Source organism: Actinoalloteichus sp. GBA129-24, from assembly GCF_001941645.1.
GTDB lineage: Bacteria > Actinomycetota > Actinomycetes > Mycobacteriales > Pseudonocardiaceae > Actinoalloteichus_A > Actinoalloteichus_A fjordicus.
In genome coordinates this window covers 536,438-563,345 of sequence record NZ_CP016077.1, presented here as the reverse complement: position 1 = coordinate 563,345, position 26,908 = coordinate 536,438, and the positions used below count along the sequence as shown (strand labels likewise).

The 26,908-nt window shown below is 70.7% G+C and carries 27 protein-coding genes; 6 read left to right on the top strand and 21 right to left on the bottom strand.

Going from position 1 to position 26,908, the window contains the following annotated elements; translation table 11 throughout:
• Window positions 1-34: 34 nt before the first annotated feature.
• The 7 genes from nuoE to UA75_RS02525 form a co-directional block, all read right to left on the bottom strand.
• On the bottom strand, window positions 35-832 hold the full coding sequence (gene nuoE, locus UA75_RS02555; protein ID WP_083682872.1) for an NADH-quinone oxidoreductase subunit NuoE: 798 nt from the start codon (window positions 830-832) through the stop codon (window positions 35-37).
• Window positions 829-2,250 (bottom strand): NADH-quinone oxidoreductase subunit D, encoded by a 1,422-nt coding sequence (locus UA75_RS02550; RefSeq protein WP_075738538.1) that lies wholly within the window; start codon window positions 2,248-2,250, stop codon window positions 829-831. The genes nuoE and UA75_RS02550 overlap by 4 nt, the downstream gene beginning before the upstream one ends.
• Window positions 2,247-2,945 carry an NADH-quinone oxidoreductase subunit C gene (locus UA75_RS02545; protein ID WP_075743329.1) on the bottom strand — a complete coding sequence of 233 codons (699 nt, stop codon included), beginning with the start codon at window positions 2,943-2,945 and terminating at the stop codon, window positions 2,247-2,249. Before UA75_RS02545 ends, UA75_RS02550 begins: the two co-directional genes overlap by 4 nt.
• A gap of 90 nt (window positions 2,946-3,035) precedes the next feature.
• Complete coding sequence (locus tag UA75_RS02540) at window positions 3,036-3,587, bottom strand: NuoB/complex I 20 kDa subunit family protein (protein WP_075738536.1); 552 nt, start codon at window positions 3,585-3,587, stop codon at window positions 3,036-3,038.
• Window positions 3,588-3,626: 39 nt separating this feature from the next.
• On the bottom strand, window positions 3,627-3,992 hold the full coding sequence (locus UA75_RS02535) for an NADH-quinone oxidoreductase subunit A (RefSeq protein WP_075738534.1): 366 nt from the start codon (window positions 3,990-3,992) through the stop codon (window positions 3,627-3,629).
• A gap of 150 nt (window positions 3,993-4,142) precedes the next feature.
• Complete coding sequence (locus UA75_RS02530; RefSeq protein WP_075738532.1) at window positions 4,143-5,468, bottom strand: geranylgeranyl reductase family protein; 1,326 nt, start codon at window positions 5,466-5,468, stop codon at window positions 4,143-4,145.
• Window positions 5,469-6,024: 556 nt separating this feature from the next.
• A complete protein-coding gene (locus tag UA75_RS02525) occupies window positions 6,025-6,714 on the bottom strand; it encodes a demethylmenaquinone methyltransferase (RefSeq protein ID WP_075738530.1) in 690 nt (229 codons plus the stop codon).
• A 347-nt stretch (window positions 6,715-7,061) separates the two neighbouring features.
• Here UA75_RS02525 and UA75_RS02520 point away from each other — a divergent pair, with 347 nt between their 5' ends.
• Together UA75_RS02520 and UA75_RS02515 are read left to right on the top strand one after the other, a co-directional pair.
• A complete protein-coding gene (locus tag UA75_RS02520; RefSeq protein ID WP_075738528.1) occupies window positions 7,062-7,931 on the top strand; it encodes an inositol monophosphatase family protein in 870 nt (289 codons plus the stop codon).
• Window positions 7,932-8,214: 283 nt separating this feature from the next.
• Complete coding sequence (locus UA75_RS02515) at window positions 8,215-9,288, top strand: alpha/beta hydrolase (RefSeq protein WP_198044215.1); 1,074 nt, start codon at window positions 8,215-8,217, stop codon at window positions 9,286-9,288.
• 188 nt (window positions 9,289-9,476) lie between these two features.
• On the opposite strand, the gene UA75_RS02510 is transcribed toward UA75_RS02515, so the two are convergent.
• Genes UA75_RS02510 through paaA form a run of 5 tightly spaced genes read right to left on the bottom strand, consistent with a single transcriptional unit; the run spans window position 9,477 to window position 13,438 of the window.
• Complete coding sequence (locus UA75_RS02510) at window positions 9,477-10,694, bottom strand: 2Fe-2S iron-sulfur cluster-binding protein (protein ID WP_075738526.1); 1,218 nt, start codon at window positions 10,692-10,694, stop codon at window positions 9,477-9,479.
• Window positions 10,694-11,203 carry a 1,2-phenylacetyl-CoA epoxidase subunit PaaD gene (gene paaD, locus UA75_RS02505; RefSeq protein ID WP_075743327.1) on the bottom strand — a complete coding sequence of 170 codons (510 nt, stop codon included), beginning with the start codon at window positions 11,201-11,203 and terminating at the stop codon, window positions 10,694-10,696. Before paaD ends, UA75_RS02510 begins: the two co-directional genes overlap by 1 nt.
• Complete coding sequence (gene paaC / locus UA75_RS02500) at window positions 11,203-12,114, bottom strand: 1,2-phenylacetyl-CoA epoxidase subunit PaaC (RefSeq protein ID WP_075738524.1); 912 nt, start codon at window positions 12,112-12,114, stop codon at window positions 11,203-11,205. The genes paaD and paaC overlap by 1 nt, the downstream gene beginning before the upstream one ends.
• Before the next feature lie 26 nt (window positions 12,115-12,140).
• Window positions 12,141-12,461 (bottom strand): 1,2-phenylacetyl-CoA epoxidase subunit PaaB, encoded by a 321-nt coding sequence (paaB, locus tag UA75_RS02495; protein WP_075738522.1) that lies wholly within the window; start codon window positions 12,459-12,461, stop codon window positions 12,141-12,143.
• The gene (gene paaA, locus UA75_RS02490) at window positions 12,458-13,438 is read right to left on the bottom strand and encodes a 1,2-phenylacetyl-CoA epoxidase subunit PaaA (protein WP_075738520.1); all 981 of its coding nucleotides are present in this window, start codon (window positions 13,436-13,438) and stop codon (window positions 12,458-12,460) included. The genes paaB and paaA overlap by 4 nt, the downstream gene beginning before the upstream one ends.
• 358 nt (window positions 13,439-13,796) lie before the next feature.
• Between paaA and UA75_RS02485 the strand changes: the two genes are divergently transcribed.
• Complete coding sequence (locus UA75_RS02485) at window positions 13,797-14,555, top strand: inositol monophosphatase family protein (protein ID WP_075738518.1); 759 nt, start codon at window positions 13,797-13,799, stop codon at window positions 14,553-14,555.
• 54 nt (window positions 14,556-14,609) lie between these two features.
• Here UA75_RS02485 and UA75_RS02480 read toward each other — a convergent pair whose 3' ends face one another.
• Window positions 14,610-15,044 (bottom strand): DUF3592 domain-containing protein, encoded by a 435-nt coding sequence (locus tag UA75_RS02480; protein ID WP_157433955.1) that lies wholly within the window; start codon window positions 15,042-15,044, stop codon window positions 14,610-14,612.
• Between the two features lie 215 nt (window positions 15,045-15,259).
• Between UA75_RS02480 and UA75_RS02475 the strand changes: the two genes are divergently transcribed.
• A complete protein-coding gene (locus tag UA75_RS02475; RefSeq protein WP_232237605.1) occupies window positions 15,260-16,510 on the top strand; it encodes an isochorismate synthase MenF in 1,251 nt (416 codons plus the stop codon).
• A 55-nt stretch (window positions 16,511-16,565) separates the two neighbouring features.
• Here UA75_RS02475 and menD read toward each other — a convergent pair whose 3' ends face one another.
• A complete protein-coding gene (gene menD, locus UA75_RS02470; RefSeq protein ID WP_075738516.1) occupies window positions 16,566-18,362 on the bottom strand; it encodes a 2-succinyl-5-enolpyruvyl-6-hydroxy-3-cyclohexene-1-carboxylic-acid synthase in 1,797 nt (598 codons plus the stop codon).
• Entirely contained in the window at window positions 18,359-19,231 is an 873-nt protein-coding gene (menB, locus tag UA75_RS02465) for a 1,4-dihydroxy-2-naphthoyl-CoA synthase (RefSeq protein WP_083682869.1), read from the bottom strand. Before menB ends, menD begins: the two co-directional genes overlap by 4 nt.
• Before the next feature lie 19 nt (window positions 19,232-19,250).
• Here menB and menE point away from each other — a divergent pair, with 19 nt between their 5' ends.
• Both menE and UA75_RS02455 read left to right on the top strand, forming a co-directional pair.
• Window positions 19,251-20,465: an o-succinylbenzoate--CoA ligase gene (gene menE, locus UA75_RS02460; protein ID WP_083682868.1), complete on the top strand. Its 1,215-nt coding sequence runs from the start codon at window positions 19,251-19,253 to the stop codon at window positions 20,463-20,465.
• A gap of 266 nt (window positions 20,466-20,731) precedes the next feature.
• Window positions 20,732-21,604, top strand: coding sequence for a 1,4-dihydroxy-2-naphthoate polyprenyltransferase (locus UA75_RS02455; protein ID WP_075738512.1), 873 nt, complete (start codon window positions 20,732-20,734; stop codon window positions 21,602-21,604).
• A gap of 212 nt (window positions 21,605-21,816) precedes the next feature.
• On the opposite strand, the gene UA75_RS02450 is transcribed toward UA75_RS02455, so the two are convergent.
• From UA75_RS02450 to UA75_RS02425, 6 genes are all read right to left on the bottom strand, one after another.
• Window positions 21,817-22,254, bottom strand: coding sequence for a hypothetical protein (locus UA75_RS02450; RefSeq protein ID WP_075738510.1), 438 nt, complete (start codon window positions 22,252-22,254; stop codon window positions 21,817-21,819).
• A 40-nt stretch (window positions 22,255-22,294) separates the two neighbouring features.
• Window positions 22,295-23,707: a hypothetical protein gene (locus UA75_RS02445; protein WP_157433954.1), complete on the bottom strand. Its 1,413-nt coding sequence runs from the start codon at window positions 23,705-23,707 to the stop codon at window positions 22,295-22,297.
• The gene (locus UA75_RS02440) at window positions 23,656-24,105 is read right to left on the bottom strand and encodes a hypothetical protein (protein WP_075738506.1); all 450 of its coding nucleotides are present in this window, start codon (window positions 24,103-24,105) and stop codon (window positions 23,656-23,658) included. The genes UA75_RS02445 and UA75_RS02440 overlap by 52 nt, the downstream gene beginning before the upstream one ends.
• 268 nt (window positions 24,106-24,373) lie before the next feature.
• Window positions 24,374-24,955, bottom strand: a complete 582-nt coding sequence (locus UA75_RS02435; protein WP_157433953.1) for a hypothetical protein — start codon at window positions 24,953-24,955, stop codon at window positions 24,374-24,376.
• A gap of 32 nt (window positions 24,956-24,987) precedes the next feature.
• Complete coding sequence (locus UA75_RS02430) at window positions 24,988-26,091, bottom strand: PLP-dependent cysteine synthase family protein (RefSeq protein WP_075738502.1); 1,104 nt, start codon at window positions 26,089-26,091, stop codon at window positions 24,988-24,990.
• A 174-nt stretch (window positions 26,092-26,265) separates the two neighbouring features.
• Window positions 26,266-26,808, bottom strand: a complete 543-nt coding sequence (locus tag UA75_RS02425; protein WP_075738500.1) for a hypothetical protein — start codon at window positions 26,806-26,808, stop codon at window positions 26,266-26,268.
• Window positions 26,809-26,908 lie beyond the last annotated feature (100 nt).

Sequence of the window (26,908 nt, the reverse complement as noted above, 5' to 3'; positions counted from 1 at the left end):
CCTGACCGGCGTCTGACACCACGCGGTTCGCGCATCACTTCTTCTCCGGAACCGGAGGAAGTTCCACGTCCTCCGGCATCGGCGGCGCGGTCCAGCTCCGCTCGGCCGCGAGCCGTGCGCCCCGCACCGTCTCGTCGGAGGCCGACGGCCCCGCGAGGTCCGACTCACGCCCGTCGAAGAAGCCCGCGAGCTGCAACTCCGCCTGCTTGAAGTCGGTGAGCGGTGCGCCCCTGGTCGGAGCGGGACGCTCACCGCGCTGCAGCGCCTCCACGAGTTCCAGCGCCGACTCCGGCGTCTGGTTGTCGAAGTACTCGTAGTTCACCTGGAGGACCGGTCCCAGGTCACAGGCCGCCAGACACTCGGCGTGCTCCAGGGTGATCGAGCCCGGTGTGCCCGGCTCGCCCGAGGTCTCCTCGTGACCGACGCCCAGCCGCTCCTTGAGCCTGGCGTAGACGTCGTCGCCGCCGAGCGTGGCGCACAGCGCGTTGGTGCACACGCTGACCAGGTGCTCGCCGCAGGGACGACGCTTGTACATCGTGTAGAAGGTCGCCACCGCGCTGACCTCGGCCGTGCTCAGGTCGAGCTGCTCGGCGCAGAACGCGATGCCCGCCTGCGTGACGCAGCCCTCGACGGACTGCACCAGATGCAGCAGCGGCAGCAGCGCCGATCGGGACTGCGGATAGCGGGCGACGACCTGGACGGCCTTCTCCCGGATGCCGTCGAACAGTGCCGCGTCGGGCTTGTCGATCGGCCGGGCGGTCTCCGCCGCGCCTGCGGTCGTGCTGCTCGTCGGCGCGCCCGTCTCGGCGGCCTGCTCGGAATGACTCGTCACCGGTCCACACCACCCATCACCGGGTCGATTGAGGCCACCGACACGATGGCGTCCGCGATCAGGCCGCCCTCGGTCATCGCCGGGAAGGCCTGGAGGTTCACGAAACTGGGCTCCCGGACGTGCACGCGCATCGGTCGGGTGCCGCCGTCGGAGACCAGGTGGTAGCCCAGCTCGCCACGCGGGGACTCGACCGGCACGTAGACCTGACCGGCAGGCACGTCGAAGCCCTCGGTGACCAGCTTGAAGTGATGGATCAACGACTCCATCGACTGGCCCATGATCTTGCGGACGTGCTCCAACGAGTTGCCGAGGCCGTCCGGGCCGATGGTGAGCTTGGCGGGCCAGGCGACCTTGCCGTCTGCGACCATCACCGGCTCGCCCTCGGTCTCCGCGAGCTTGGGCAGTGTCTGCTCGATGATGCTCATCGACTGGTGGATCTCCTCGACGCGCAGGAGATACCGCGCGAAGGCGTCACCTTCGGTGAGCGTCGGGACGTCGAACTCGTACTCCTCGTACCCGCAGTACGGCTGGACCTTGCGCAGGTCCCAGGCCAGTCCGGCGGACCGCAGGATCGGGCCGGTGATGCCGAGCTGGAGACAGCCGTCCAGCGAGAGGTATCCGACGCCGCCCAGCCTGCGCCGCCAGATCGGCTGGCCGGTGAACAGGTTGTCGTAGTCCTTCATCCGCATGCTCATGAGCTTCAGGAAGTCGCGGATCTTCTGCTCGTACCCCAGAGGCAGGTCCTGCGCGGTCCCGCCCGGCCGAATGAACGCGTGGTTCATCCGCAGCCCGGTCAGGAACTCGAGCAGGTGCAGGACCTCCTCGCGCTCCCGGAAGCCGAACACCATGCCGGTGGTGGAGCCGAGCTCCATGCCGCCGGTGGCCAGGTAGACCAGGTGCGAGCTCATCCGGTTGAGCTCCATCAGCAGGACCCGGATGATGTCGGCCCTGCGCGGCGCGGTGATGCCGAGCAGCTTCTCCACGCCGAGGCAGTAGGCGGTCTCGTTGTGCAGCGGCGCGAGGTAGTCCATTCGCGTCACGAACGTCACGCCCTGCGTCCACGTCCGGTACTCGGCGTTCTTCTCGATGCCGGTGTGCAGGTAGCCGATCACAGCGCGAGACTCGGTGACCGTCTCGCCTTCGAGCTCCAACACCAGTCGCAGCACGCCGTGCGTGGACGGGTGCTGCGGACCCATGTTGATGACGATGCGCTCGTCGTGCTCCGAGGACGTGGGGATCTCATCCCAGTCGCCGCCGCTGACGTTGTAGACCTGGCCCTCGGTGGTCCGCCGCGAGGTGGCCTCGTAGGGATCGCGGCCGCTGGTCTGTCCCGTCGGACTCGTGTCGGTGCCCGTGGTGACGTCGGCGACCGTGTCGCCGCCCTCTGCCTCGGGGCTGGTGCTGTGGGTTCTGCTCATGAGTAGGACCTCCGCTGGTCCGGCGGCGGGATCTCCGCGCCCTTGTACTCCACCGGGATTCCGCCGAGCGGGTAGTCCTTGCGCTGCGGGTGGCCGTCCCAGTCGTCGGGCATCAGGATTCGGGTCAGCGCCGGGTGTCCGTCGTAGATGATGCCGAACATGTCCCAGGCCTCGCGCTCCTGCCAGTCCGCCGTGGGGTACACCTCGACGACGCTGGGGATGTGCGGGTCGTCGACGTCGACGGCGACCTCCAGGCGGATGCGCCGCCGGTACGTCATCGAGGTCAGGTGGTAGACCGAGTGCAGGCGCAGCGGCACGTCGACGCCGTAGTCCACTCCGGACACCGAGCTGCACAGCTCGAACCGCAGGGCCGGGTCGTCGCGCAGCGTCCTACACGTCTCCAGCAGGTGCTCGCGCCGCAGGTAGAAGGTGATCTCACCTCGGTCGATGGTGATCTGCTGGATCGCGTCCGCCGGGATGCCGCGCTCGCCGAAGGCGAGGAGCAGCTCGTCGGCCAACTGGTCGAACCAGCCGCCGAACGGGCGCTGGGCGGCGGCGGGGACGTAGGCGGGCAGCCGGAGTCCGCCGTAACCGGTGGTGTCACCGCTGCCGCGCACGCCGAACATGCCCTGGCGGGCCCGGCCCGCGACGACTCCGCCGCGCGCCTCGTGCTCGGCCTCGTCGCGGGAGGTCATGTCCGCAGAGCTGGTCCTGCCGTCGCCCGCGAGCGGACCTCGGTCCGGCAGCTTCTTGTCGATCTCGTCACTCACGAGTGCGTCACCCGCTCACTTCTTCTTCGCGTAACGAACCGAGGAGGGCACCAGCTCGGTGCGGTGGCCGCTCTCCGCGAGCGCGGCGGCGCGCTTCGGACCGAGCGGCTCGTCCATCACCTTCGCGTGCAGCTTGAGGATCGCGTCCAGCAGCATCTCCGGCCGGGGCGGGCAGCCGGGCAGGTACATGTCCACCGGCACGACGTGGTCGACGCCCTGCACCACCGCGTAGTTGTTGAACATGCCGCCGGTGGAGGCGCAGACGCCCATCGCCAGCACCCAGCGCGGCTCCGGCATCTGGTCGTAGATCTGCCGCAGCACCGGGGCCATCTTGTTGGTGACCCGGCCCGCGACGATCATCAGATCCGCCTGACGCGGAGTGGCGCTGAACCGCTCCATGCCGAAGCGCGCGATGTCGTACCGCGATCCGCCTGAGGTCATCATCTCGATCGCGCAGCAGGCCAACCCGAAGGTGGCGGGCCACATCGACGTCTTCCGCGTCCAGTTGACCAGCTTCTCCACGCTGGTCAGCAGGATGCCGTTCGGCAGTTTCTCTTCAAGTCCCATGGTCTCTCGCGTTCCTCCCCGACGACCGCTGCTGCTCGACTAATCCCAGTCCAGGCCGCCGAGTCGCCACTCGTAGACGAAGGCGATCGTGACGGCGATGAGGAAGGTCCCGACCGCGAAGAGTCCGAACACACCCAGTGCCTCGTGGGCCACGGCGTAGGGGTAGAGGAAGACGACCTCGACGTCGAACAGGATGAACAACATGCCGGTCAGATAGAACTTGACCGGGACCCTGCCACCGCCGACGACCGGCTGCGGAGAGGGTTCGATCCCGCACTCGTACGCGTCGAGCTTGGCCCTGTTGTAGCGGCGCGGCCCGATGTAAGGAGCTGCCGTCACCGAGAACAAGGCGAACAGAGCCGCCAACGCGAACAGCAACACGAGCGGGAGGTAAGACTCCAACACGTCGTCCGCCGTCCTTTCATCCTTGCCATCCAGGGTGGCTGAGCCGCCATCCGCTGGAACCCTAAGGGGTGGGTTTCGGTCTTGTTCTTGTTAGGCAGCCCTAAGTGATGACTGTGCTCCGCAGGCCGAACCGCTGCCTGCCTGCCGGTTTCACGCGCTGGGCGTCAGACGCGTGGCCGTGGTGATCAACCGGTCCATCGCGTCCCCGTCCTTCGGGTCGTAGAGGCCGGCGAGCAGCTTCAGCACGAACCGTCGCATCAGGGGTTCGATCGGCATCCCGTACCGGGTCGCGGTGCGCATGACCAGCGGGTTTCCGATCAGCTTCGAGAAGATGTTGCCCATCCGGTAGTAGCCGCCCAGCGCCTGCTTGAGCGCGACGGGGTAGTGCCGGAGCGCCTGCTCCCGCGAGGCGGCGGTGGGTCGAGCCAGCGCGTGGATCACGCAGTCGGCGGCCAGCTTGGCGGATTCCATCGCATACGCGATGCCCTCGCCGTTGAAGGGGTTCACCATCCCGCCCGCGTCGCCGACCAGCAGCAGCCCGGCCTGGTAGTGCGGGGTCCGGTTGAAGCCCATCGGGAGGGCGGCGCCCTGGATCTTGCCGACGGCGTTCTCCTCGCGGAAGCCCCACTCCGCAGGCGTGCCCGCCAGCCAGGTCTTCATCAGCGCCCGGTAGTCGGTCTTGCCGTAGGCCTTGGAGGTGGAGAGGATGCCGAGCCCGGCGTTCACCGTGCCGTCGCCGACCGGGAACAGCCAGCCGTAGCCGGGCAGCTGACGGGGATTGGCCGCGTCACTGCGGTCCCACAGCTCCAGGTGGGACTCCAGGTAGTCGTCGTTGGTCCGGGGGCTGCGGTAGTACCGGCGGACGGCGACGCCCATCGGGCGGTTGTCCTGCTTGTCGATGCCCACCGACAACGCCAGCCGGGCCGACACCCCGTCGCACGCGATCACCAGCGGCGCACGGTAGGAGACCAGCGTCCGCTCCGGGCCCGTCTTGGCCCGGACGCCGGTGACCCGGCCGGTGCGGTCCTCGACGATGGCGCCGGTGACGGTCGTGTCCTGCTGCATCCTGGCACCCGCACGGACGGCGTGGCCTGCGAGCAGGTCGTCAAAGTCCTGCCTCGGGCGGACGACGCCGTAGGGCGGGAAGGTGGCCAACTGCGGCCAGTCCAGCTCCAGCGTCACCCCGCCGCCGAGGACGCGCAGGCCCTTGTTGTGCAGCCAGCCCGCTTCTTCGCTGGTGTCGATGCCCAGGTCGATGAGCTGCTTCACCCCGCGAGGCGTGAGCCCGTCGCCGCAGACCTTCTCCCTGGGGAAGGTCGACTTCTCCAGCATCAGGACGTCGACACCCGCCCTGGCCAGGTACGCGGCCATGGTCGCGCCCGCCGGACCCGCCCCGACCACGATGACCTGGGCGTCGTCACCGTCGCGACGCCTGCCGGCCTGCTCCGATGAGGTCACGTCATCGCCCCCGCTCATTCCACTCCTTGTGAACGAGTTCACTAAGTCTGCGGGGAAGTCTAGGTCACGGCGTCGACCCCCGTTCAGGCCGCCGGCCCGCCTCGACCGGTCGCCGGGGTGTAGCCCGCCCACGGCGACCGGAACGGGATCGAGAGACGGCCGAGGGCCCGGATCGCAGGAGTCTGCGACGAACTCCCCGCCCCCGGCGACCAGGTCAGATCACGCCGCGAGCCGGGAGGCGGCGGCCGGGAGCGGCAAGCGGGGACGCGCGGTCACCCGGTCGCCGACGGTGCGCGGTCCATCCGGTCCCGCCGTCGAGGCCCGACTCGGGAGGCCTGCGCGGCCGGGGCGGACCGGCGCGAGATCGAGACGAAACTCACGAAGACCTCACGCCGAACTCACCTCGGGGCTCAGAGCCTGTCTTTAATCCCCACTTTCGGAGTTGCGCGGGGCCAGCGCGGCGATCTGCGGCGTTGTCGTCAGTCAACATAACTCCGTTATGCCTCCTTCCTCCGCCTTGCAGCTCATCCACGCTGATCCCCGCTCACGACGGAGGAGGATCAAAGACAGGCTCTCAGGCGGGACGCGTGGCCCGGTGCAGGGCGACCGCGCCGAAGGTGAGGTCGCGCCAGGCGACCCGTTCCCAGCCCGCGGCGCCGATCAGCCGTGCCAGGCCCTCCTGGTCTGGCCAGGAGCGGATCGACTCGGTCAGGTAGGAGTAGGCCACCGGGTTCGAGGACACCAGGTTCGCGACCCAGGGCAGGGCGGTCAGCACGCCCTTGAAGTAGACCTCGCGGAACAACGGCATCGTCGGCGTGGAGAACTCGCAGATCACCAGGCGTCCGCCCGGCCGCACCACGCGGTACATCTCGCGCAGCGCCGCCTCGGTGTCGGCCATGTTCCGGATGGCGAACATGATCGTCAGCCCGTCGAAGGAGCCGTCGGCGAAGGGGAGCGCCAGCCCGTCCGCCGCGACCATCGGCACGTTCCGGCCTCGGCCACGGCGCAGCATGCCCAACGAGAAGTCGGCGGCGACGCACCACGCGCCGGAGCGGCCGATCTCCACGGTGGAGACTCCGGTGCCTGCGGCGAGGTCGAGAATCCGCTCGCCGGGAGCCGCGGCCAGGGCCTGCAACGCGGCCCGGCGCCAATAGCGGTCCATCCCACCGGTCAGCACCGTGTTGGTGCGGTCGTAGTGCTCCGCGACGCCGTCGAACATGTCGGCGACTTCCCGAGGATCCTTGTCCAGACCAGCCCTCACCACGACGCTCAGCCTACTGGGGCCCGGCGTGGTCGCGGCGTCCGGCGGGCGTGGCTGACGGCGCAGGCGGCGGCGATTCGAGCAGCGACCGCCCGGTGACCACCGGTGATCTGCTGTGATCGACGTCATCGGCCGCGCCACGACACGCGGGCGGCGGCGTCGGCGAGTCTCGACGGACGCCCCCGCACGACCGTCGACGTGAAGGCGCCCTCGGTCGCCCGCCGAGGCACGGGCCCGCGCGGCGGCGCGATGACCGAGACGTCGATGATCCGAACTCTTGGCTCAGTGATCTGGCGCACGTCATCTTCTGGTCGCATCGGAGACACCGGCGAGCGTCACGATAAGGCGGCATGACCCTCATGCCGTCCGTGTCAGGGCAGCCGATGGACCCCGGGCTGTTGTCCCGAGCGCTGGAGATCGCAGGCCGCCTCGCGGGCGACGCCGCCGACGTCATCATCGCCAAGGCGGGCCGAGGTGCCCGGCCTGCCGCCCGCGACTCGCCGTTCGACTGGGTGACCGACACCCATCGCACGCTGGAGCGGCACACCCGCCGGGTGCTCGCGGAGCACTTCCCCGACATCCCGCTGTTCGGCGCGGATGCGGGCCCGACCCCGGCTCCGGCAGTCGATCTCGGCGCCCGATCCGGACCGGTGTCACTGCGGTGGCTGGTCAGCGCCGTCGACGGCAACGCGAACTTCGTGGCGGGCGTGCCGTGGTGCGCCTACAGCCTGGCGATGCTCGACGCGACCGGTCCGCTGGTGGGAGCCGTCGCCGACCCCTTCCGAGGCCAGGTCTACGCGGGTGCGCGGGGGCGCGGCATGCGAGCCAACGGCACCCCGGTGACGCTCGGCGGCGGGCGGACCTCCACGGCGGGCGCGGTGGTGTGCACGGAACTCACGCGCACCGGGCTGTGGCCGGGGATGGTCGAGTTCACCCGCCTGGCCGCCCAGGCACACGCCGGGGTCCGGGTGCTCGGCTGCTCCGCACTGGCGATCACCCAGGTAGCCCTGGGCCAGGTGAGCGCCGCCGTGCTGCACGGCTGCCCGGAACGCGACGTCGCGGGCGCGCTCGCTCTGGCGGGCGAGGCGGGCGCGGTGATCTCGTGGCCCGCGTCCGCCGACGACCGGACCGGCGGACCGCTCGGCCCGGACGTCCTGCTGGTCGCCGCGCCGGGGGTGGCGGCGGAGGTCTCCGAGTGGTGGCGATGCGCGACGCTCTGACCTGCCCTCACGCGGCGAAGTGCCGTGAACCGCTGCCACGGGTGCTATTTATATGATATCTCTTTATGCGGCTCGGTGATCGTCTCTCGCTGCCACGTCTGCGAGCGAGGGACGGCCTCCGGACAGGAATCTCGGCGATGTCACCTTCGCCGCCACGACGAGCCGCGAGAAAGAGGAACCGACGATGCGTACACATCGAACGAGTTCTGACCGTGCTGACGCAGCCGCCTCGAGGGCAGGCTTAGGCGCCGCCAGACGCCGCCCGCTGTCGCCCCTGCTCGGCGTGCTGACAGCGGTCACCATCGCCCTGACCGGCTCGGTCGCGGCGTACGCCGAATCCGAGTCGCCCGCCGCGACCGGCGGCACCGGCACCGACCGCGAGGTGACCTTCACCGCTTCGGACGGCCTGGAACTGCACGGCAGCCTGCGGGTGCCCACGCACGCCAGGAAGCCGGTGCCCGCCGTCCTGTTGATCGCGGGCAGCGGCCCCACCGACCGCGAGGGGAACAGCTCGGGGATTTCCGGTGATGTCGGCACGCTGCGGAATCTGGCCGACACGCTCGCCAAGAACGGCATCGCCTCGCTGCGCTACGACAAGCTCGGCAGCGGGCAGACCGGCATGGGCCCGTACGCCGAGGACCCGGGCCGAGTCGACTTCGACGCCTATGTGGAACACGCCGCCGAGGGTCTGCGATTCCTCGCCGACCAGCCGGAGGTGAATCAGGACCGCCTGATGGTCACCGGACACAGCGAAGGCGGGCTGATCGCGCTCGTGCTCGCACAGGACGAGACGCTCGACGTGCCGCCGATCAGCTCCGTAGGGCTGTTGACCCCGGCGAGCCTGCGGTACCTGACCACCATCACCAATCAGCTCACCGCCCAGCTCGAAGCCGGGGTGGAAGCGGGCGTGCTGCCAAGGGAAGAGGCCGACGCCCTGCTCGCCTCCCTTGAGGAGATCGTCGAGTCGCTGCGAACGGACGGCAGGCTGCCCGACTCGGTGCCGCCGGAGCTGGCTTCCCTGTTCAACCCGTACAACGAGCGGTTCCTCCACAATGCCGACCAGTACGACCCGAGCGAGCTGGCCGCCACGCTGCCCACGGACGTCTCGGTCTACCTCGCCTGCGCCACCGCCGACATCCAGGTGGCCTGCTCCGACGTCGACCTGGTCCGCGCGGGACTCGCCGAGCGTCCGGCGGGCCACACCACGAACTCCACCCTCTACGGCGTCAACCATGTGCTGAAGGAGGTCGGCTCGGCGGGCTCAGACGGCAGCGAGTACGGCGAGCCGCTGCCCTTCTCGCGGCAGCTGCGGATCGAGCTGTCCTGGTTCGTCTTCACCCAGCTGCACCTGCGCTGATCGAACGGAGCTTCGCGGACCGGGTCTGCGCCCGGCACGTGCCCTGCGTGGCGTCGGCGTCCCCACGGCGGGCGGAGCGTCACGCAGGCCCGGTGCCGCAGTGCACCGGGCCGCATGATCGCCCAGCCTGCCGCGTCGGCGTGGATCGGTCGCGCGGCAGGCTTCCGTCGTCGCGATTCAGTCCGGCGTCAGGCGTCGTAGTCGACCACGAGTTCCCGGGAGGCGGGCTCGGCCTGGCAGGTGAGCACGAAGCCCGCCGCGATCTCCGCAGGCTCCAGCGCGTAGTTCCGCCGCATCGCGGCCTCACCCTCGACCACCAGTGCCCGGCAGGTGCCGCACACCCCGCCGCGACAGGCGAAGGGCAGGTCGGCCCTGATCCGTTGCGCCGAATCGAGCACCGGCTCGTCGGCGGGCAGGGTCATCTCGGTGCTGCGACCGTCCAGGATCACCGTGACGCGGCTGGTCGGGCCGCTCGCCACGTCGGCGGCCCGACGACGTGGGGCGGGCGGCGGCGCGTCGACGTAGAACAGCTCGCGACGAACCCGATCGCCGGGGACCCCCAGTTCGCCGAGCACCGCGCCCGCGTCCTCGACCAGCCCCACCGGCCCGCACAGCCACCAGCGGTCCACATCGGGGGTCGGCACCACCGAGGTGAGCAGTCGATACAGCCGATCCCGATCCAGCCTGCCGGAGAACAGCTCGACGGCGGTGGGCTCCCGGCTGAGCAGATGCACGACCTGGAGCCGCTCGGGATACCGGTCCTTCAGATCCGCCAGCTCCTCCGCGAACATCACCGTGTCGCCGCGCCGGTTGCCGTAGAGCAGCGTGGCGCGATGCCCCGGCCGGGCCAGCACACTGGTCAGGATCGACAGCACCGGCGTGATCCCGGAGCCTGCGGCCACGAAGCCGTGGTGCGCAGGCTCGGCCAGGTCCGGGGTGAACCGGCCCTGCGGAGGCAGCACCGCCACCCGATCGCCCACCCTGGCCTTCTCGACCAGCCAGGAGGACCACACTCCGCCGTCGACCCTTCGGACGCCGATCCGAGGGGATTCCCCTGCGCCCGAGCAGATCGAGTACGACCGGCGGGCCTCGTCCACCGGTTCTCCCGGCCGGGAGTCCGCCCACCGTGTCCCGGCCTGCCCCGCCGCCGTCGGCTGACCCTCGATGACGCCGTCCGCCGCGCGATCGGCCCGAGCGCCCGACCGCCGCAGCGTCAGGTACTGGCCGGGCCGGAAGTCGAACTCGGCCGCGTACTCCGGCGGAACGGCGAAGGAGACCGCCACGGCATCCGGGCACAGCCGGTCGATCCGGCTGATCGTCAACGTCCGAAACGCCGTCCGGCGACTCGGCGCAACAGCCGCGCTGCCTGCGCCCGGGCTGCCCGCTGACGGATCTGCGGCGGCCACTACAGCTCCTTGACGTGCTCGAAGGGCTCGGCACAGGCGAGGCAGCGTCGCAGGGACCGGCACGCGGTCGCGCCGAACCGCGACAGCTCCTCGGTGTCGACCGACTCGCAGCGCGGGCAACGGACACGCGGCGGCGGCGACGCCAGCCGCAGCGGCACCGGGCCCGCCGCGCGACCCCCGACCGGGCCGGGCGGCGCGATGCCGTGTGCGAGCAGCGTGCGTCTGCCGCGCTCGCTGATCCAGTCGGTGGTCCACGCCGGAGTCAGCACGGTACGCACCTCCACCTCCGAGCAGCCCGCGTCGACGAGGGAACGGCGCAGGTCGGTACGCATCTCCGCGATGGCGGGACACCCGGAGTAGGTCGGCGTGATCGTCACGAGCACCCGTCCGTCGGGGCGGATCTCGACGTCGCGCAGCACGCCGAGGTCGGCGAGAGTGAGCATCGGCAGTTCGGGGTCCGCGACGGACTCCGCGACGGCTCGCACCCGATCCGGTGTCGGCTCGGTCATCACCACACCGCCTCGGGGTCGGCCCTGGCCTCGTACTGCATCTCGGCCAACAGGTCGGTCAGCGCCGGGGTGTGCCTCCCCCATCGGCCCTGTCTGCCGGTCGGGTCCGGCACGGCGGCCGCGACGACACCGGGCGTCCATTCGTCGAGGTCGGCGGCGTGCAACACCTGTCGCAGGATCTCCGCCACCTCCTCGCGCAGGCTCTCCGGGTCCACCGCGACCCCGGCCGAGGCGAGGCCCTGCTCCACGGGATGCGAGACGAACAGCTCCCCGAGCCACGGCCGCACCCGCTCCAGCCCCTGCCCGGTCCGGCGGGCCGACTCGGCCGTCCCGTCGCCGAGTCGGACCACCCACTGCGCGGCGTGATCGCGGTGGTAGGCCAACTCCTTGACGCCCTTGGCCGCCACGGCGGCGAGCACCGGGTCCGCCGAGGCCGTCAACCGCTGGAAGCAGGCCAGCCGCCAGGTGGCGAAGACCAGCAGCCGGACCATCGTCGCGGCGAAGTCGCCGCCTGGGCCGGGACCACAGTCGATCTCGACGAGGACGACGTTGCGGAACTCCGGTGCGTGCCGGTGGTAGGCCAGCGTGTCCTCGGTGCGCCCGGCGCCCTGGACCTCACCGGCCCTCGTCAACAGCAGACGCGCCTGGCCGAGCAGGTCCAGGGCGATGTTGGCGATGGCGACGTCCTCCTCCAGCTCCGGACCTCGGGAGCACCACTCGGCAAGCCGCTGCGCCAGGATCAACGCGTCATCCCCGAGCATCAGGCAGTACTGCGCCAGTTCGGCCGGGTCGACGCCCGGCGGCAGTGCACGGTCCACCCTGGTCAGCGCGTCGTCGAACCCCGTGCCGTAGGCCCAGCGCGTGTCCTCGTGCTCGTCGGCCAGCGCCTCGTAGGCGTTGTCGAAGGACACCTCCTCGGACCTCCTTCTTCCCAGGTCTACAGGTGCGGGACGTCGTCGGGGATCGCGTAGAAGGTCGGGTGGCGGTAGATCTTGTCGCCGCTGGGCGCGAAGAACGCGTCCTTCTCGTCCGGGCTGGACGCGGTCACCGAGGCGGCGGGGACCACCCAGATGCTGACGCCCTCGTTGCGCCGGGTGTAGAGGTCGCGGGCGTTACGCAAAGCCATCGGGGCGTCGGGTGCGTGCAGCGATCCGACGTGGACGTGGTTGAGGCCGCGCTTGCCCCGGACGAAGACCTCGAACAACGGCCAGCCCGCCCGAGGCGGTCCGGCGTCCCGCCCGGCGGTCGGCTCCGTCACGTCCCGGCCTCCGCCGCGTCGACCCGCGCGGTGCCCGCCGCGCGCTTGGCCGCGTGCGCGGTGGCCGCCTCGCGCACCCAGGCGCCCTCATCGTGTGCCCGCCTGCGATGGGCGATCCGCTCCGCATTGCACGGTCCGTCGCCGCGCACCACCTGGTACAGCTCGTCCCAGTCCGGCGTGCCGAAGTCGTGCGCCTCGCGGTCGGGGTTCCAGCGCAGTTCGGGATCGGGCAGCCGCACCCCGAGCCGGTCGGCCTGCGGGACCGTCATGTCGACGAACCGCTGGCGAAGCTCGTCGTTGGTATGGCGCTTGATCCGCCAGGCCATCGAGCGCGCGGTGTTGGGCGAGGAGCCCTCTGGTGGGCCGAACATCATCAACGACGGCCACCACCAGCGGTTCACCGCGTCCTGCACGGCCTCTCGCTGACGCGTCGTACCGCCCATCATGGTCATCAACAGTTCGTAGCCCTGCCGCTGATGGAAGGACTCCTCCTTGCAGATCCGGATCATCGCGCGCGCGTAGGGGCCATAGGAGGTGCGACACAGCGGCACCTGGTTGCAGATGGCCGCGCCGTCCACCAGCCAGCCGATGACGCCGACGTCGGCGAAGGTCAGCGTGGGGTAGTTGAAGATCGAGGAGTACTTCTGCCTGCCCTCGATCAGGCTCCGGGTCAACTCCGCACGTTCGGCGCCGAGGGTCTCGGCGGCGGCGTAGAGGTACAGCCCGTGGCCCGCCTCGTCCTGGACCTTCGCCAGCAGGACGGCCTTACGACGCAGCGTGGGCGCCCGCGAGATCCAGACGCCCTCCGGCTGCATCCCGATGATCTCGGAGTGCGCGTGCTGCGCGATCTGTCGGATCAGAGTGGCCCGGTAGCCGTCGGGCATCCAGTCGCGTGGCTCGATCCGGCTCTCCGACTCGACCAGGTGCTGGAAGTCTGCTTCGAGGGCCGACTCGTCGACGGGTCGGGCTAGGGCCACGGCGCACCTCCTACCGCGTGATCCGTGCCACTCATGTTACACCTGAGCCACGCGATGGAGCGTTGCTGTCACAAGCAGATTCCCCGCCTGGCCGTTGACGCCGGTCCGGCCTGGCACGCCTGCGGGGCCCGATCTCGATCACGCTCGCGGGCCCCGGCGCCTAAGAGCCTGTCTTTAATCCCCACTTTCCTGTTGCGCGGGGCCACCGCGGCGAAGGGGGATCGAAGACAGGCTCTACGGTCGGCTGCCGCGTCGCCTGCCCTCCTGCACTCGGACCCGCGGCCGAGGAGGCGGACTGCCTCGGCGTGACACCCGGACGCGACGACAACCCCCGGCGTGCCCCGACCGTCCCTAGATCGTGACCGAGACGACCGCCCCCACCGCGCCGACCGCCGACCTCGACCTGCTGCAGACCGCAGCCGGACTCGCCCACCAGGCAGGTCGACTGGCCGCGGACCAGTTTCACGGCGATCGAAGACGGGCCACGGTCACCGACGAGGACGGCGTGACCGACGTCGAGCGTGCCGTCGAAGAGTCGATTCGGGCGCGACTCGCCGTCGAGGCGCCCGCCGACGGCGTCCTCGGCAGGCTCGGCGACGGCGAGCCCGGCCGGAGCGGGCGGCGCTGGGTGATCGATCCGCTCGACGGCGTCCCGTTCTTCGCGGGCGGAATCCCGCTGTTCACGCTGCTGCTGACCTGTGAGGATTCTCACGGAGCCGTGGCCGGTGTCATCGTGATGCCCATGCAGCAGGAGCTGCTGTACGCGGGACGCGGGCGAGGCACCCGGCTGTTCGCCGGGCCCGATCTCGCGTTGGAGCGGGCCCGGCCGTCTCGGATCGCTCGGCGCGAGGGCGACCCGGTGACGGACCGGGTGCTGTGGCCGGAGGACGTGGGCGGCGTGCCGTACAAGACCGCGCTGCTGGCCACCGGGCGCGCGGACGCGGTGGTCATCGCCGCACCGCCCCCGGCGCGGTGGTGGACGCCGCTGCCGCTGATCGTGCGAGAGGCTGACGGGCTGATCGCCGATGCCATCGGCGATGCGTCCGGTCGGGGCACGCTGCTGGCCTGCGCGCGGACCAGGCACGACGAGCTGCGCGGCGAACTGTTCGACCAGTGAGCCGCAAGGCCGGTCCGCCGCCTGCGCGTCGGGGGCGGGTAGGCGGCGGAGCGGCTAGTCCGCAGGCGGGTCGGTCCGGTCCGCCGTTCCCCGTGACGCAGCGGGCTCGGCCGCTGGCCGGGAGCGGCACACCAGCCAGACGGCGGTCAGCAGCACCGCCCAGGTCGACAGCAGCACGATGGACACGGGCAGCAGCGTGAGGCCGAAGTCCCGGCCCGCGACCCGGACCAGGTCCGGCTCCTCCCGGTCGTATTCGACGCGCACCAGGTCCCGCTCGGTCAGCCCCGCCGGATAGAGCACCCCGGTCTGTGGACTGTGCACGGCGCCCTCTGGCGTGTTGTACCTGATCAGGGTCCTCGGCAGTGAGACGGAGAGCACTTCGGCCGTGGTCTCGCCGAGATCGGCCTCGATGCGGGCATCGCTGACCCGCGCCCCGGACACGAGCAACACGCTCATGAGGGTGACGAGCACCCCGAGGCCGAGCAGCATGATCGTGGTCCACCGACGGGGCCGGGAGAGTCGGGACCAACCGCTTCGCCGACCACCGCGCCCGGATCTCCTCGACTCCGACACGACAGCGAACTCTAGTCGCCCTCAGCCGGTGTCTGGTCGTTCCCGGCAGGTCTCGGCGGTGGCGTCGCCCGTCCTCGTGGTGTGGTCAAGCCGACTAGCAGTCTCACGACGGAGCCTTTTACCCTCAACGAGTGAATACTGCCTCCCGTCAGGCGCTTGTGGGCAGGCTGCGAGCACGCACAGTGGCAGCAGACTCGGATGCTGACCTGCTGGCGATGCTCCCCAACCCCGAACCGGTGTTCTCCTGGGTTCACGGTGGAGAAGGCCTGGTCGGTTGGGGTGAGGCCGCCCGGATCGAGGTCAAGGGAGCAGACCGCTTCGCGGCGGCCGAGCGGTGGTGGTCCGAGCTGGTCGCCACCGCGGAGGTCGAGGACACGATCGGCCGTCCCGGCACCGGTCTGGTGGCCTTCGCCAGCATGAGCTTCGCCGACGAACCGGGCAGCTCGGTGCTGATCGTGCCGAGAGTGGTGGTGGGCAGACGCGACGGAGCCACCTGGCGGACCGAACTCCACGAGGGCGACGACGCTCCGATCACGCCGATCGTCCAGCCGGTGCGTCGGGTGCGGGTGACCCGCTACTCGGAGGGCAGGCTCTCGGTCACCGACTACCGCAAGGCGGTCGCGCGAGCGGTGGAGCGCATGCGGGCGGGCGAGCTGGCGAAGGTGGTGCTCGCGCACGATCTCGTCGCCGAGACGGACTCGCCGCTGGATCAACGCTTCCTGCTGCAGAACCTGGCCGCGCGGTACCCCAGCTGCTGGGCGTTCGCCGTGGACGGCCTGGTCGGCGCGACTCCGGAGCTGTTGCTGCGCAAGACCGGCGAGACGGTCGAGTCCCGCGTGCTGGCGGGCACCGCGTGGCCGGGGTCCGGCGAGTCGGCGGAGTCGAGACTGGACTCGGCGAAGAACCGCAGTGAGCACGAGTTCGCGGTCCGCTCCCTCGCCGAGACGCTGCGGCCCTACTGCACGGAACTGGACGTTCCTCAGACGCCGAGCGTGCTGCGACTGCCGAACGTGGCCCATCTGGCCAGTGAGGTCAGCGGCAGGCTCGACCCCGCGAAGACGACCGGCCCCGGCGCCCTGCTGCGCCTCGGTCACGCCGTGCATCCGACGGCTGCGGTCGGCGGCACGCCGCGAACCGAGGCCGTCGCGCTCATCGCCGAGTTGGAGGCCATGGACCGAGGCCGGTACGCGGGCCCCGTCGGTTGGATCGACGCCCGGGGCGACGGCGAGCTGGGCATCGCACTGCGCTGCGCTGAGCTGCGCGGCTCACTCGTCCGTCTGTTCGCGGGCTGCGGCATCGTCTCCGATTCGGACCCCGACGCCGAGGTGCGCGAAGCCGCCGCGAAGATGCTCCCGATCCGCGACGCCCTCGAGTCGGCCTGATCGACGGCGTCGTCCGGCCCGGTCGGCAGCTGGTCGCCACGGCGGCGACCACACCTCAGTCTGCGGCTCGCAGTGCCGAGGTGACGCAGGCGCGCAGTGCGGCGTGCAGTGTGCGCAGGACGGAGCGATCAGTGCGCACCTCGACGACCCGCAGGCCCGGTCGCGGTCGGAGTGCATCGCGGAGGTGCGCGGGCGACTCGACGAGGGTGTGCTCGACGCCGTACGCCGCGCACAGCGGGGCGAGCGCCACACCGTGCGGCGTGGCGAACACTCGCTCGAAGGACTCCCGATGCTCGGGAGCTCCCTGTTCGAGCAGCTCGAAGATGCCGCCGCCGTCGTCGTTGACGACCACGATGGTCAGGTCGGGACGCCGTTCCGCCGCGCCGACGAGCAAGCCGTTGACGTCGTGCAGGAACGTCAGGTCGCCGAGCAGGGCGTAGCAGGCGGGCACGGCAGCCGGGGCGGTGTCGTCGGCCGGATCGGCGACGGGGCCGGGCTGGTCTCCGACGGCCGCGCCGGTGGCGTCGGCGAGTTCCGCGACCGCAGGGCAGGCAGCGCGGGCGGACAAGGCCAGGGCGGCGCCGACCGAGGTCGAGACGGTGCCGTCGATCCCGGCCGCACCCCTGTTGCGCAGCACCCGCAGGTCAGGGCGGGCTCGAGCGCTCAGCGCGACGTCCCTGGCGGGATTCGAGGATCCCACCACCAGCAGGGCCCCCGCAGGCAGCGCGTCGACCAGCTCCGTCGCGTACCGCAGCGCGGTCGACGTCGTCTGCTCCGCCTGCAGCGCGGCCACCGCACCGGCTGCGGCGCGGTCAGCTCGCTGCCAAGCGGCCAGCCAGCCGGGATCGGCGGGAACGATCGAGTCGACGATGCCGTCGCCGACGGCCAGGACGTCGTTGGCGGGCGCCACCGCCTCGGATGCGCAGAGCAGCAGCACGTCGACGTCCCGGTCTGCCAGCAGGGCCTGTACCTGCCGGAAGACCGTCGGCCTGCCGACGCACACGACCTGCTCCGGCCGATGGTCGGCGAGGAAGGCCTGGTCAGCCAGCAGGTGCATCCCGGCGGGCAGGGTCGTCGCGCCCGGCACTCCGACGCCGCCCGTCTCGGCGAGCAACGGCCAGCCGTTGCGCTGCGCCCAGGCCGCGATCGACGCGACGTCGACGGTGCCGTCGGGTTCGGCGAGCAGCACGAGACCGCGCGCGGTCGCGGGCCGCAGGGGCGCACTCGCCGCCGAACGAACCCGCCTGGTCCAGCCACCGCCGTCGACACGACCCTCCAGCGGCTCGCACCACTGCCCGTCGCCGACGGGCAGCAGCGGCTCGCGCAACGGGACGTTGAGCTGCGCCGGTCCCGCAGGCCCGGCGGCCCCGGCTGCGGCATGCCAGGCCCGGCTGACCTGGCTGCGCCAGTAGGCCTGCTGTCCCGGCCGGTTCTCCGCCACGCCCAACTCGGCGAACAGACGCGCGGCCGAGCCGTAGAGCCGATGCTGGTCGATCACCTGGTTGGCGCCTGCCGCCCGCAGCTCGGCGGGCCGGTCGGCGGTGACCACCAACAGACTCACGCACGCCCGATCGGCCTCGGCGACGGCAGGGTGCAGGTTCGCCGCCGCAGTGCCCGAGGTGCAGAACACCGCCGAGGCCCGACCCGTCGCCTTCGCCGCGCCGAGGGCCAGGAACCCCGCGCCCCGCTCGTCGACCCGGACGTGGAGTTCCAGCCGGCCTGCCCCGGCCGCCTCCGCCAACGCCAGGGAGAACGGGGCGTTGCGGGAGCCGGGGCACAGGACCGCAGTGCGCAGCCCGTGCCGGATCAGCTCGTCGACGATCACCCGCGCCTGGGCGGTGGATGGGTTCACGGTCGTTTCGGGAACTTGTCGAAGTCGGGAGCGCGCTTCTCCCGATAGGCGTTGCGCCCCTCCTGGGCCTCCTCGGTCATGTAGAACAACAGCGTCGAGTCGCCCGCGAGCTGCTGCACGCCTGCCAGCCCGTCGTCGACGGCGTTGTGCGAGGCCTTGAGCATCCGCAGTGCCAGCGGCGAGTGGCGCAACATCTGCCGGGCCCAGTTCACCGTCTCGCGCTCCAGCTCGGCGAGCGGGACGACCGTGTTGACCAGCCCCATCTCCTCGGCCTCCGCGGCGTCGTACTGCCTGCACAGGTACCAGATCTCTCTGGACTTCTTCTGCCCGACGATCCTGGCCAGCAGGCCGGAGCCGTAGCCGCCGTCGAAGGAGCCGACCTGCGGCCCGGTCTGGCCGAAGCGGGCGTTGTCCGCCGCGACGGTCAGGTCGCACACGATGTGCAGGACGTGTCCGCCGCCGATGGCGTAGCCCGCAACCATGGCGATCACCGGTTTGGGGGTCCGCCGGATCTGCACCTGGAGATCGAGCACGTTGAGCCTGCCGATGCCCTTGGTGGCGACCGGGTCGTTCGGGTCATGCCCGATGTAGCCGTCATCGCCACGAATGCGCTGGTCACCACCGGAACAGAACGCCAGGTCGCCCTGCCCGGTGAGGATGATCACACCGATCTGGTCGTCGTCGCGGGCCCGGTTGAACGCGTCGGACAACTCGAAGAGCGTCTTCGGCCGGAAGGCGTTGCGAACCTCGGGGCGGTTGATCGTGATCTTCGCGATGCCTTCGGCGACCTCGTACCGGATGTCCTGGTACTCGCCTGCGGATCGCCAGTCACAGGCGAGTTCGATGGAGGAGTGCGCGGGATCGGTCACCCGCCTAGGCTAGCCGGCGGTGACACGAAAATCGCTTGTGGCCCTGGACACCGACCACACGGCGCGGACGACCGGGCTGGTGGTCGACGCCGTGGCGCGGGCACTGGACGGCGGTCCCGCCCTGCTGCCGCTGCCTGCCGACCCCGAGGACGAGCGGGCCAGACTCGTGGCCGCGCTGCGTCCGGACCAGCCGGTGGACGACGACGCCGTAGCCGTGATCGTGCCCACCTCGGGATCCACCGGCACCCCCAAGGGCGTGCTGCTCACCGCCGCCGCCCTCCGGGCCTCCGCCACGGCGACCCACGATCGGCTGGGCGGAGCCGGTCGCTGGCTGCTCGCGCTGCCGGTGCGACACATCGCGGGCATCCAGGTGGTCACCCGCTCGCTGCTCGCGGGCGCGGCGCCGGTCGTGCTCGACTCGGCAGCGGGCTTCCGTCCCGACCGCTTCGCTGCTGCGGCGCAGGCGACGCTCGCGGACGGCGGACGCTGCTACACCTCGCTGGTGCCGACCCAGCTCTCCCGGCTGGTGACCGAGGGCGGCGCGGGCCTGGCCGCCCTGCGTCGCTTCGACGCGGTGTTGTGCGGCGGGGCGGCCACCCCGCCCGCGCTGCTGGCCAGGGCGCTGGCCGAGGGGGTCGCGGTGCGCACGACCTATGGCATGAGCGAGACCGCGGGCGGCTGCGTCTACGACGGGCTGCCCCTCGCCGACGTCGGTGTCCGGCCTGCTCCGGGCACCGGTCCGGCGCCGGTGGCGCTCGCGGGCCCGATGCTGGCCCTCGGCTACCGCCTCGATCCCGAGGGAAGTGCGGCGGCGTTCGTCGACGGCTGGTTCCAGACCGGCGATCTCGGGGAGGTCGACGAACACGGCGTCCTCCAGGTCCTGGGACGCGCCGACGACCTGATCAACAGCGGCGGGGTCAAGATTGCCCCGGTGCTGGTGGAGCAGGTGTTGACCGCGCAGCCCGGTGTCGCGGAGGCCTGCGTGGTGGGGCTGGGCGACCCCGAGTGGGGGGAGCTGGTCGCCGCCGTGGTGGTGCCGGTCGACGCCGCCAGTCCACCCGAGACCGCCGGGCTCCTGGCGGCCGTCCGGGACCGGCTGGGCGCGGCCTCGACGCCGAAGATCTGCCGTGTTGCCCCTTCGCTACCGGTACGCGGTCCCGGCAAGGTCGACCGGCTGGCGGTCCGCGCGCTGCTGCTCGACCGCCGAGACGGCCGAGACGGCCGAGACGGCTGAGACAGCTGAGACAGCTGAGACAGCTGAGACAGCTGAGAGCCGAGGCTTTCCGGGTGCACCACTCGCCTCGGCGGGACGGTGGACGCCTGGAACGCTCCCCGATCGCCGCGGTCGGCGCACTCCGCCGTCCGCGGGTATTCCCGATCAGGGGTCTGAAGTCCACGCGGCGCAGCGGGGCGGGTCCATCCGGCCGAACCGCGAATCCGTGATGTGGTGAAGACGGCCTTGCTCTAGGAGCGGCGCAGGCCATGACAGAGGATGAGGCCATGGCGACAGTCGCACAGTGGATCGAGGGAGCCCGCCCGAGGACTCTGCCCAACGCCGTGTCCCCGGTGCTGGTGGGCACCGGGGCGGCCATCGGGCTCGGCGAGTTCGTGTGGTGGATGGCGCTCGGCGCGCTGGGCCTCGCCGTCGCGCTGATCGTCGGCGTCAACTACGCCAACGACTACTCCGACGGCATCCGAGGTACCGACACCGTGCGGACCGGGCCGCTGCGGCTGGTGGGCTCGGGCGTGGCGAACCCGAAGCATGTCCTGCTCGCCGCAGTGATCAGTCTCGGGCTGGCTGCGGCGGGCGGCGTGGCGCTGACCGTGGCGTCTGCGCAGTGGTGGCTGGCTCCGGTCGGCGTGGTCTGCGTCGCGGCGGCGTGGTTCTACACGGGCGGGAAACGGCCCTACGGCTACGCGGGCTTCGGCGAGGTCGCCGTGTTCGTCTTCTTCGGCCTGGTCGCCGTGCTGGGCACGGTCTACCTCCAGGCGGGCCGCGTCAGCGGCATCGACATCGGAGCCGCGGTGGCGGTCGGCGCGTTCTCCAGCGCCGTGCTCGTCGCCAACAACCTGCGGGACATCGAGACCGACGCGGCGGCGGGCAAGCGGACGCTGGCGGTGCTCTTAGGAGATCGCGATACCAGAAACCTCTATCTGGCGCTGGTGACCGTGCCGTTCCTCATCACCACCATCGCGGGCTTCCGCAACACCTGGGCGCTGCTCGGCTTCCTCGCCGTGCCCCTGGTGCTGCCCGCGCTGCGTGCGGTGCTGGGCGGCGCGACGGGGAAGCGGCTGGTCGGTGTGCTTCAAGAGACGGGGCTGGCGATGCTGCTCTGGTCCGTGGCGACCGCCGTCGCCCTCGCACTGGCCTGACGCGGACAGACGCACACACCGACTCGGGCGGGCTCGCCTGCGTCCGTGAGCAGGGCCGCGCACCCTCGTCCGCACACAGCCGAGGGCGACGCGCCGGACCAAGACCCCCGCAGGCGTGCGGTCCTCACCGTCGAGGGGCGTTCCTCCCCGCCGAATGCCTGCTGCCCGCTGCCGGTCCGCCCCGCCTGCCCAGCACGGGGCGGACCGCAGGATCAGCGCAGGAACGTGGTGCCGCCGTCCTCGTCCTCCTGGCTCTCCTCGGACGCCCGGCGAGCCTCGATCACCTCGTCCAGGGTGAAGCCCTCCTGGAACTGTCGGAAGAACTCGCGCGCCTCGCCGATCTGCGCCGTCATCGCCAGCCGCACGTCCGGATCGTCGTATGCACGCCCCTCCAGGACGTCCCGCCAGCTCAGCGCGCCGCCGTCGACCTTCTGCGCCAGCTCACGCAGTTCGGCGGGCGCATCGCTCTTCTTGGCGGCCTCGGCAAGCTGCCGCACGTCGTCCTCCGAGATCGACGTCGGCGGCGGGGGACGCAGCTTCTCCAACTCCTTCAGCAGTTCCCTCGCCTTGCCCATCGACCCGGCCATCTGGGCTTCGGCGGCTCTGACCTGCGGCGTCTTCCACGCCTCAGGATCGAATTGACTCGTCATGACTCACTCCCGAAGTCTTCGCCACGCCCTGCGCAGCGGATCACGACCTGCCGCGCAGGGCATCCCACGCATCGCGGGCGTTCGAACCCGTCTCGCCGAGGTTCTCCCGATGCTCCGCAGCGCCTGCCCATTCGGAGGCGGCGCCGGTGCCCGCGTTCCAGGCCTGCGACGCTGCACCGCTCGGGTCGCTCCACACGCTCTGCGCGGCCGAGGCGACGTTCCCCGGCGCCGAGGAGGCCGAGTTCCAGGCGTTCTGCGCCCCGTCGCGGATCGCGCCGGGTGCGTCCCGAGCCGCGTCGACGTACTGGCCGACTTGCTCCTGATACTGCTCCTGTGCGTAGTTCGTCACACCGTCCCGCGCCGAGTTCCAGGCGTTCTGGGCGGCCGAACCGTCCCGTACCGAGTCCCAGGCGCTCGCTGCGCCCTCCCGCGTGGAGTTCCACGCGTTCTGGGCACCGTCGGTGACCCCTTCCCTGGCGGCGTTCCAGGCCTCGCCGGGCGCGTCCCGAAGCCGTTGCTGCTGTTCGTCCCAGTTGTCCCTGGTCTCGTTCCAGCCGTCGCGCAGGTTGCCGGGCAGCTCCCGGGTGCCTTGGGCGACGTCGCGAACATGGCCGCTCGCCTCGTTGAGATCGCTGCTGATCTGCGACGCGTTGTCGCGGATCGAGTTCGTCTGCTCCGCGATGCTCTGCGCGTCGGAGGCGATGCCGGTGGCCAGCGCGATCGCATCGTCCACGCTGCGAACGTCCTTGATCTGCGCGAGCTGGGAGCCGATGCTCTGCACCGACTGCATGATCGACTGGGCACTCTCGATGATCGCCTTGACGGCCTCGATGATGTCCATGATCTTGGTGTAGAGCTGATAGGCGTCCCAGACGAGCTGGGCGGCCTTCACCCAGCCGTAGGCGGGAATCCAGATCTTGGCTATCGCGTCGATCAGCTTGTCTACCAGCCACGAGAGCAGATCCAGCGCCTTGGCGCAGAGCAGCCGCGAGCCCTCGGCGACCTTGTCGAAGGCCATGCCGACCAGATTCGCGATCTGCGCCTCGACGAACAGTCCGCCCTTCCACACGGTGCGGACGAACATCTCGTGCTGGACGGCGGCGTTGCCGTTCCACGACTCGCGAACCGTTCCGACGTTGCTCTCCATCGTGTCGCCGAGGGCTCCGATGGCGGTGCCGACCGTACGCCAGGCCTCGCCGTTCATGGCGATCCGGTTGAAGTCCCCGGTGATCGGCATGATCACCTTCTCGACGATGCTCTCACCGGTGACCTGGGTGAAGACCCAGTCGACCGCCGAGACCTGCCAGCCCGCCTCCCGAACCATGTCCTGGATCGACTCGCCGCCGGGTTGCTCCGGCGGTTGCAGTGCCTCGGTTACCGCACCCGCGTCCTGGTACGACATCAGGCGCCCCCGTTCCGGCTGGCGGCGCTGCTCTCGACGTGCGAGTTCCACGCCTGGGCTCCCGCATCCTGCACGGCCTGCGGAACCGCGGCGTCGACGGCCGCCGCCCCGTCGGCCACCGCGTCCCGGGTGGCGGAGAGCCCGTCCAGGATCTGACTGAACAGCCCCTCGATGCGCGCCTCTGCCTCCGAGTAGGTCTCGGCGTTGCGTTGAATGCCCTCTGCGGTGCCGGACAACCGGTCCTGCCCGAAGTTGAGCGTCTCGTTGAACAGATCTCCCACTAAATCGATGACCGGGTGCAACACCATCAACAAACCGGTGAAACCGTCTTTATTGCAGCCCTGTTCATACATGTAATTCCGAATCGCATCGATTCCGCCGTGCAGCCCGTCCAGGCTCCCCGCGTAATTGTGCAGTTCGTCGGCTGCGACTTCGAATTCGTCACTCATATTTCCCCACCAGATTCTTCATCCACAACGTACTGCCTCGACGGCCCCCTCAAGCCGTCGCCCCGATATCCCGACGAAGACCGCATCGAGACGGTTCCCGATCTTTCGATCTCCGACATCAGCGGTCGGGCCTGCATCCGATCGACGCGCGTCAGCGCGTCACCGGTCGCCCGCCGAAGTCATGTCTCGTCGTTCCCTGTCCTGGGCACCTGCGCCGGGTATCCCCGCTGCGGACATCCCGGTTCGCCGGACGACTCGTCCCCTCGGCCTACCGCTGCCCTGCCCGGCCACGCACGCGGCCGATCACGACGCCGATGACGATCACCAGGATCGCGGCGCCGAAGGCCTGGAGGCCGACGACGACCGCCCACCAGCGGTCGGCGACCGTCGCGGCACGGTCCATGTCCGCTCCGGTGTAGACCAGCACCTGCTCCCGAGCGTCGTTCACACAGCTCATGTCGGCGGGCGCGGCGGCGGGCGGCGTGCCCCGATAGACCAGCGTTCCGGCGTGCTCCGGCCGGAACTCCAGACTGACCCACTCGGACGTCGATCCGTCGTCCGGGCGGAACATGCAGTTGAGACTGCGTCGCTGTGCGCCGTCCTCGTCGGCGGCGAGATACAGCTCGCCGCCCGCCCAGCGGTACCTCGGGACGTCGGTCTCCAGGATCTCGTCCGGCACCGAGACGTACCGGTCGTGCACCGTGCCGGTGGCGGTCCGCAGCGCCGTGCTGCTGAAGACCGTCGGCAGATAGGTCCCGATCAGATGGATGCCTGCCACCGTCAGCGCCGCCGCCAGCGCGACGATCACCGTGACCCCCAGGCCACGACTGCTCGTGGTGTTGCTACTCACGTTCTCCCCCATAACCCCCGGTCCGGCGCCGATCAGCGCGACGCGGACTCGGTCCATTCACCGGTCTGATGGAACCGGCGCAACACCTCGAGATGCGGAGCCAGCTCCAGCCCCTGCCCGCTCACCCAGTCGTCCGAGAAGTAGGTCTGGGCGTAGCGCTCGCCGCCGTCACACAACAGCGTGACGAGGCTCCCGGTGCGTCCCTGGGCACGCATCTCCGCGATGAGCTGGAACGCGCCCCACAGGCTGGTTCCGGTCGAACCGCCGACGCGCCTGCCCAGCGGCTCCACGACGTAGCGGATCGTGGCGATCGAGGCGGCGTCCGGAACCTTGATCATCCTATCGACGGCCTGTCCGACGAACGAGGGCTCCACTCTCGGACGGCCGATCCCCTCGATCAGCGAGCCACGACTGCCGACGAGTCCGGGATCGCCGGTGCGCCAGGCGTCGAAGAAGACCGAGTGCTCCGGGTCGACCACGGCGAGCCGCGTGGCATGCCGCCGATAGCGGATGTAGCGGCCGATGGTGGCGCTCGTCCCGCCGGTCCCCGCACCGACCACGACCCACGACGGCTCCGGGTGCGTCTCCAGGGCGAGCTGTTGGAAGACCGACTCGGCGATGTTGTTGTTGCCGCGCCAGTCGGTGGCCCGCTCCGCGTGAGTGAACTGGTCCAGATAGTGTCCGCCGAGCTCAGCGGTGAGTAGGCGAGCCTCGCGGTAGATCGCGTCGGGCTCGTCGACGAAATGGCAGCGACCGCCTTCGCGTTCGATCAGCGCGATCTTCTGGCTGCTCGTCGATCTCGGCATCACCGCGATGAAGGGCAGCCCCAGCAGCCGCGCGAAATACGCCTCGGACACGGCGGTCGAGCCGGACGAGGCCTCGACGAGTGCGGTTCCCTCGGTGATCCAGCCGTTGCAGAGCGCATAGAGGAAGAGGGATCGCGCGAGGCGATGTTTGAGCGAGCCGGTGGGATGCGTCGACTCGTCCTTGAGATAGAGGTCGATTCCCCAGTCTGCGGGCAGCGGATAGCGAAGGAGATGCGTGTCGGCGCTGCGATTCGCATCCGCCTCGATGATGCGGACCGCTTCGCTGACCCAGGCCCGACTCACCGCGCTACAACGATCGACGATGGCCACGCGCGGGACTGTACTACCCGAGAAGAGACCATAGGTCCGGATCGGACGGACTGACGTCCTCGGTCGACGACCTGCCGCAGCTTCGGGGACTGCACTCAACGGGACCGATGGGCGCGAACCCGCCGACCCCGCCTCGCGCGACGCCAGGTACCGGCCGCCACCTGCGCGGGCGGCTCAGGCCGCCTGGCCGCCGGTGGTCCGTCGCCTGCCGACGAACAGGCCTGCGATGAACGGAATCGCCACCACGATCGCCGCCGTCGTGATGAAGCTGCGCGACCCCGTCGCGTCGGACACCGCGGCGATGAAGCCCGTCCTGATCAGCACGCTCTGCTGGCAGGAGACCTCGGCCGTGCCCTCGAACCAGGCGGACTCGACCAGATAGGCCCGGCTCCGGCTGGGGTTGCTTGCCTGCGGGTTGGGGGGAACCGCCAGGTCGCGCACCTCGCCGCCGTCGGCGGGCTCGACGGTGCAGTTCGACCCCACGCCGCGCGCGGTGGAGGTCACGTGCAGGTCGTCGGCGGAGTCCCATTGATACGGCGTCACACTCGCGGCATCGGCCGCGTTGGTGGTGCCCTGGAGTCGCGTGCCGCCCATCGACCCGATCAGGTAGGCGCCCACCGCCAGGGCCGCCAACAGAAGGGCCAACCCGATGAGCACCCGCCCCGCGGGCGAGGAGTTCTTCAGTCGCGCACCGAAGCCGCCTGCCGCACCGGTCATCGAACGCTCCGTTCCATGGGTCGGGAAGGGGGTACCGGGGCAAGCCCCGCAGATAACACCGGGGCAAGCCCCGCAGACAACACCGGGGCGAGCCCCGCAG

What these genes read in the sequence shown, in the direction of transcription:
- UA75_RS02550 (WP_075738538.1), bottom strand. Translation starts at nt 2,250, where the DNA reads ATGAGCAGAACCCACAGCACCAGCCCCGAGGCAGAGGGCGGCGACACG.
- UA75_RS02545 (WP_075743329.1), bottom strand. Translation starts at nt 2,945, where the DNA reads ATGACCTCCCGCGACGAGGCCGAGCACGAGGCGCGCGGCGGAGTCGTC.
- UA75_RS02540 (WP_075738536.1), bottom strand. Translation starts at nt 3,587, where the DNA reads ATGGGACTTGAAGAGAAACTGCCGAACGGCATCCTGCTGACCAGCGTG.
- UA75_RS02530 (WP_075738532.1), bottom strand. Translation starts at nt 5,468, where the DNA reads ATGAGCGGGGGCGATGACGTGACCTCATCGGAGCAGGCCGGCAGGCGT.
- UA75_RS02520 (WP_075738528.1), top strand. Translation starts at nt 7,062, where the DNA reads ATGACCCTCATGCCGTCCGTGTCAGGGCAGCCGATGGACCCCGGGCTG.
- paaD (WP_075743327.1), bottom strand. Translation starts at nt 11,203, where the DNA reads ATGACCGAGCCGACACCGGATCGGGTGCGAGCCGTCGCGGAGTCCGTC.
- UA75_RS02480 (WP_157433955.1), bottom strand. Translation starts at nt 15,044, where the DNA reads ATGCTGCTCGGCCTCGGGGTGCTCGTCACCCTCATGAGCGTGTTGCTC.
- UA75_RS02455 (WP_075738512.1), top strand. Translation starts at nt 20,732, where the DNA reads ATGGCGACAGTCGCACAGTGGATCGAGGGAGCCCGCCCGAGGACTCTG.
- UA75_RS02450 (WP_075738510.1), bottom strand. Translation starts at nt 22,254, where the DNA reads ATGACGAGTCAATTCGATCCTGAGGCGTGGAAGACGCCGCAGGTCAGA.
- UA75_RS02440 (WP_075738506.1), bottom strand. Translation starts at nt 24,105, where the DNA reads ATGAGTGACGAATTCGAAGTCGCAGCCGACGAACTGCACAATTACGCG.
- UA75_RS02425 (WP_075738500.1), bottom strand. Translation starts at nt 26,808, where the DNA reads ATGACCGGTGCGGCAGGCGGCTTCGGTGCGCGACTGAAGAACTCCTCG.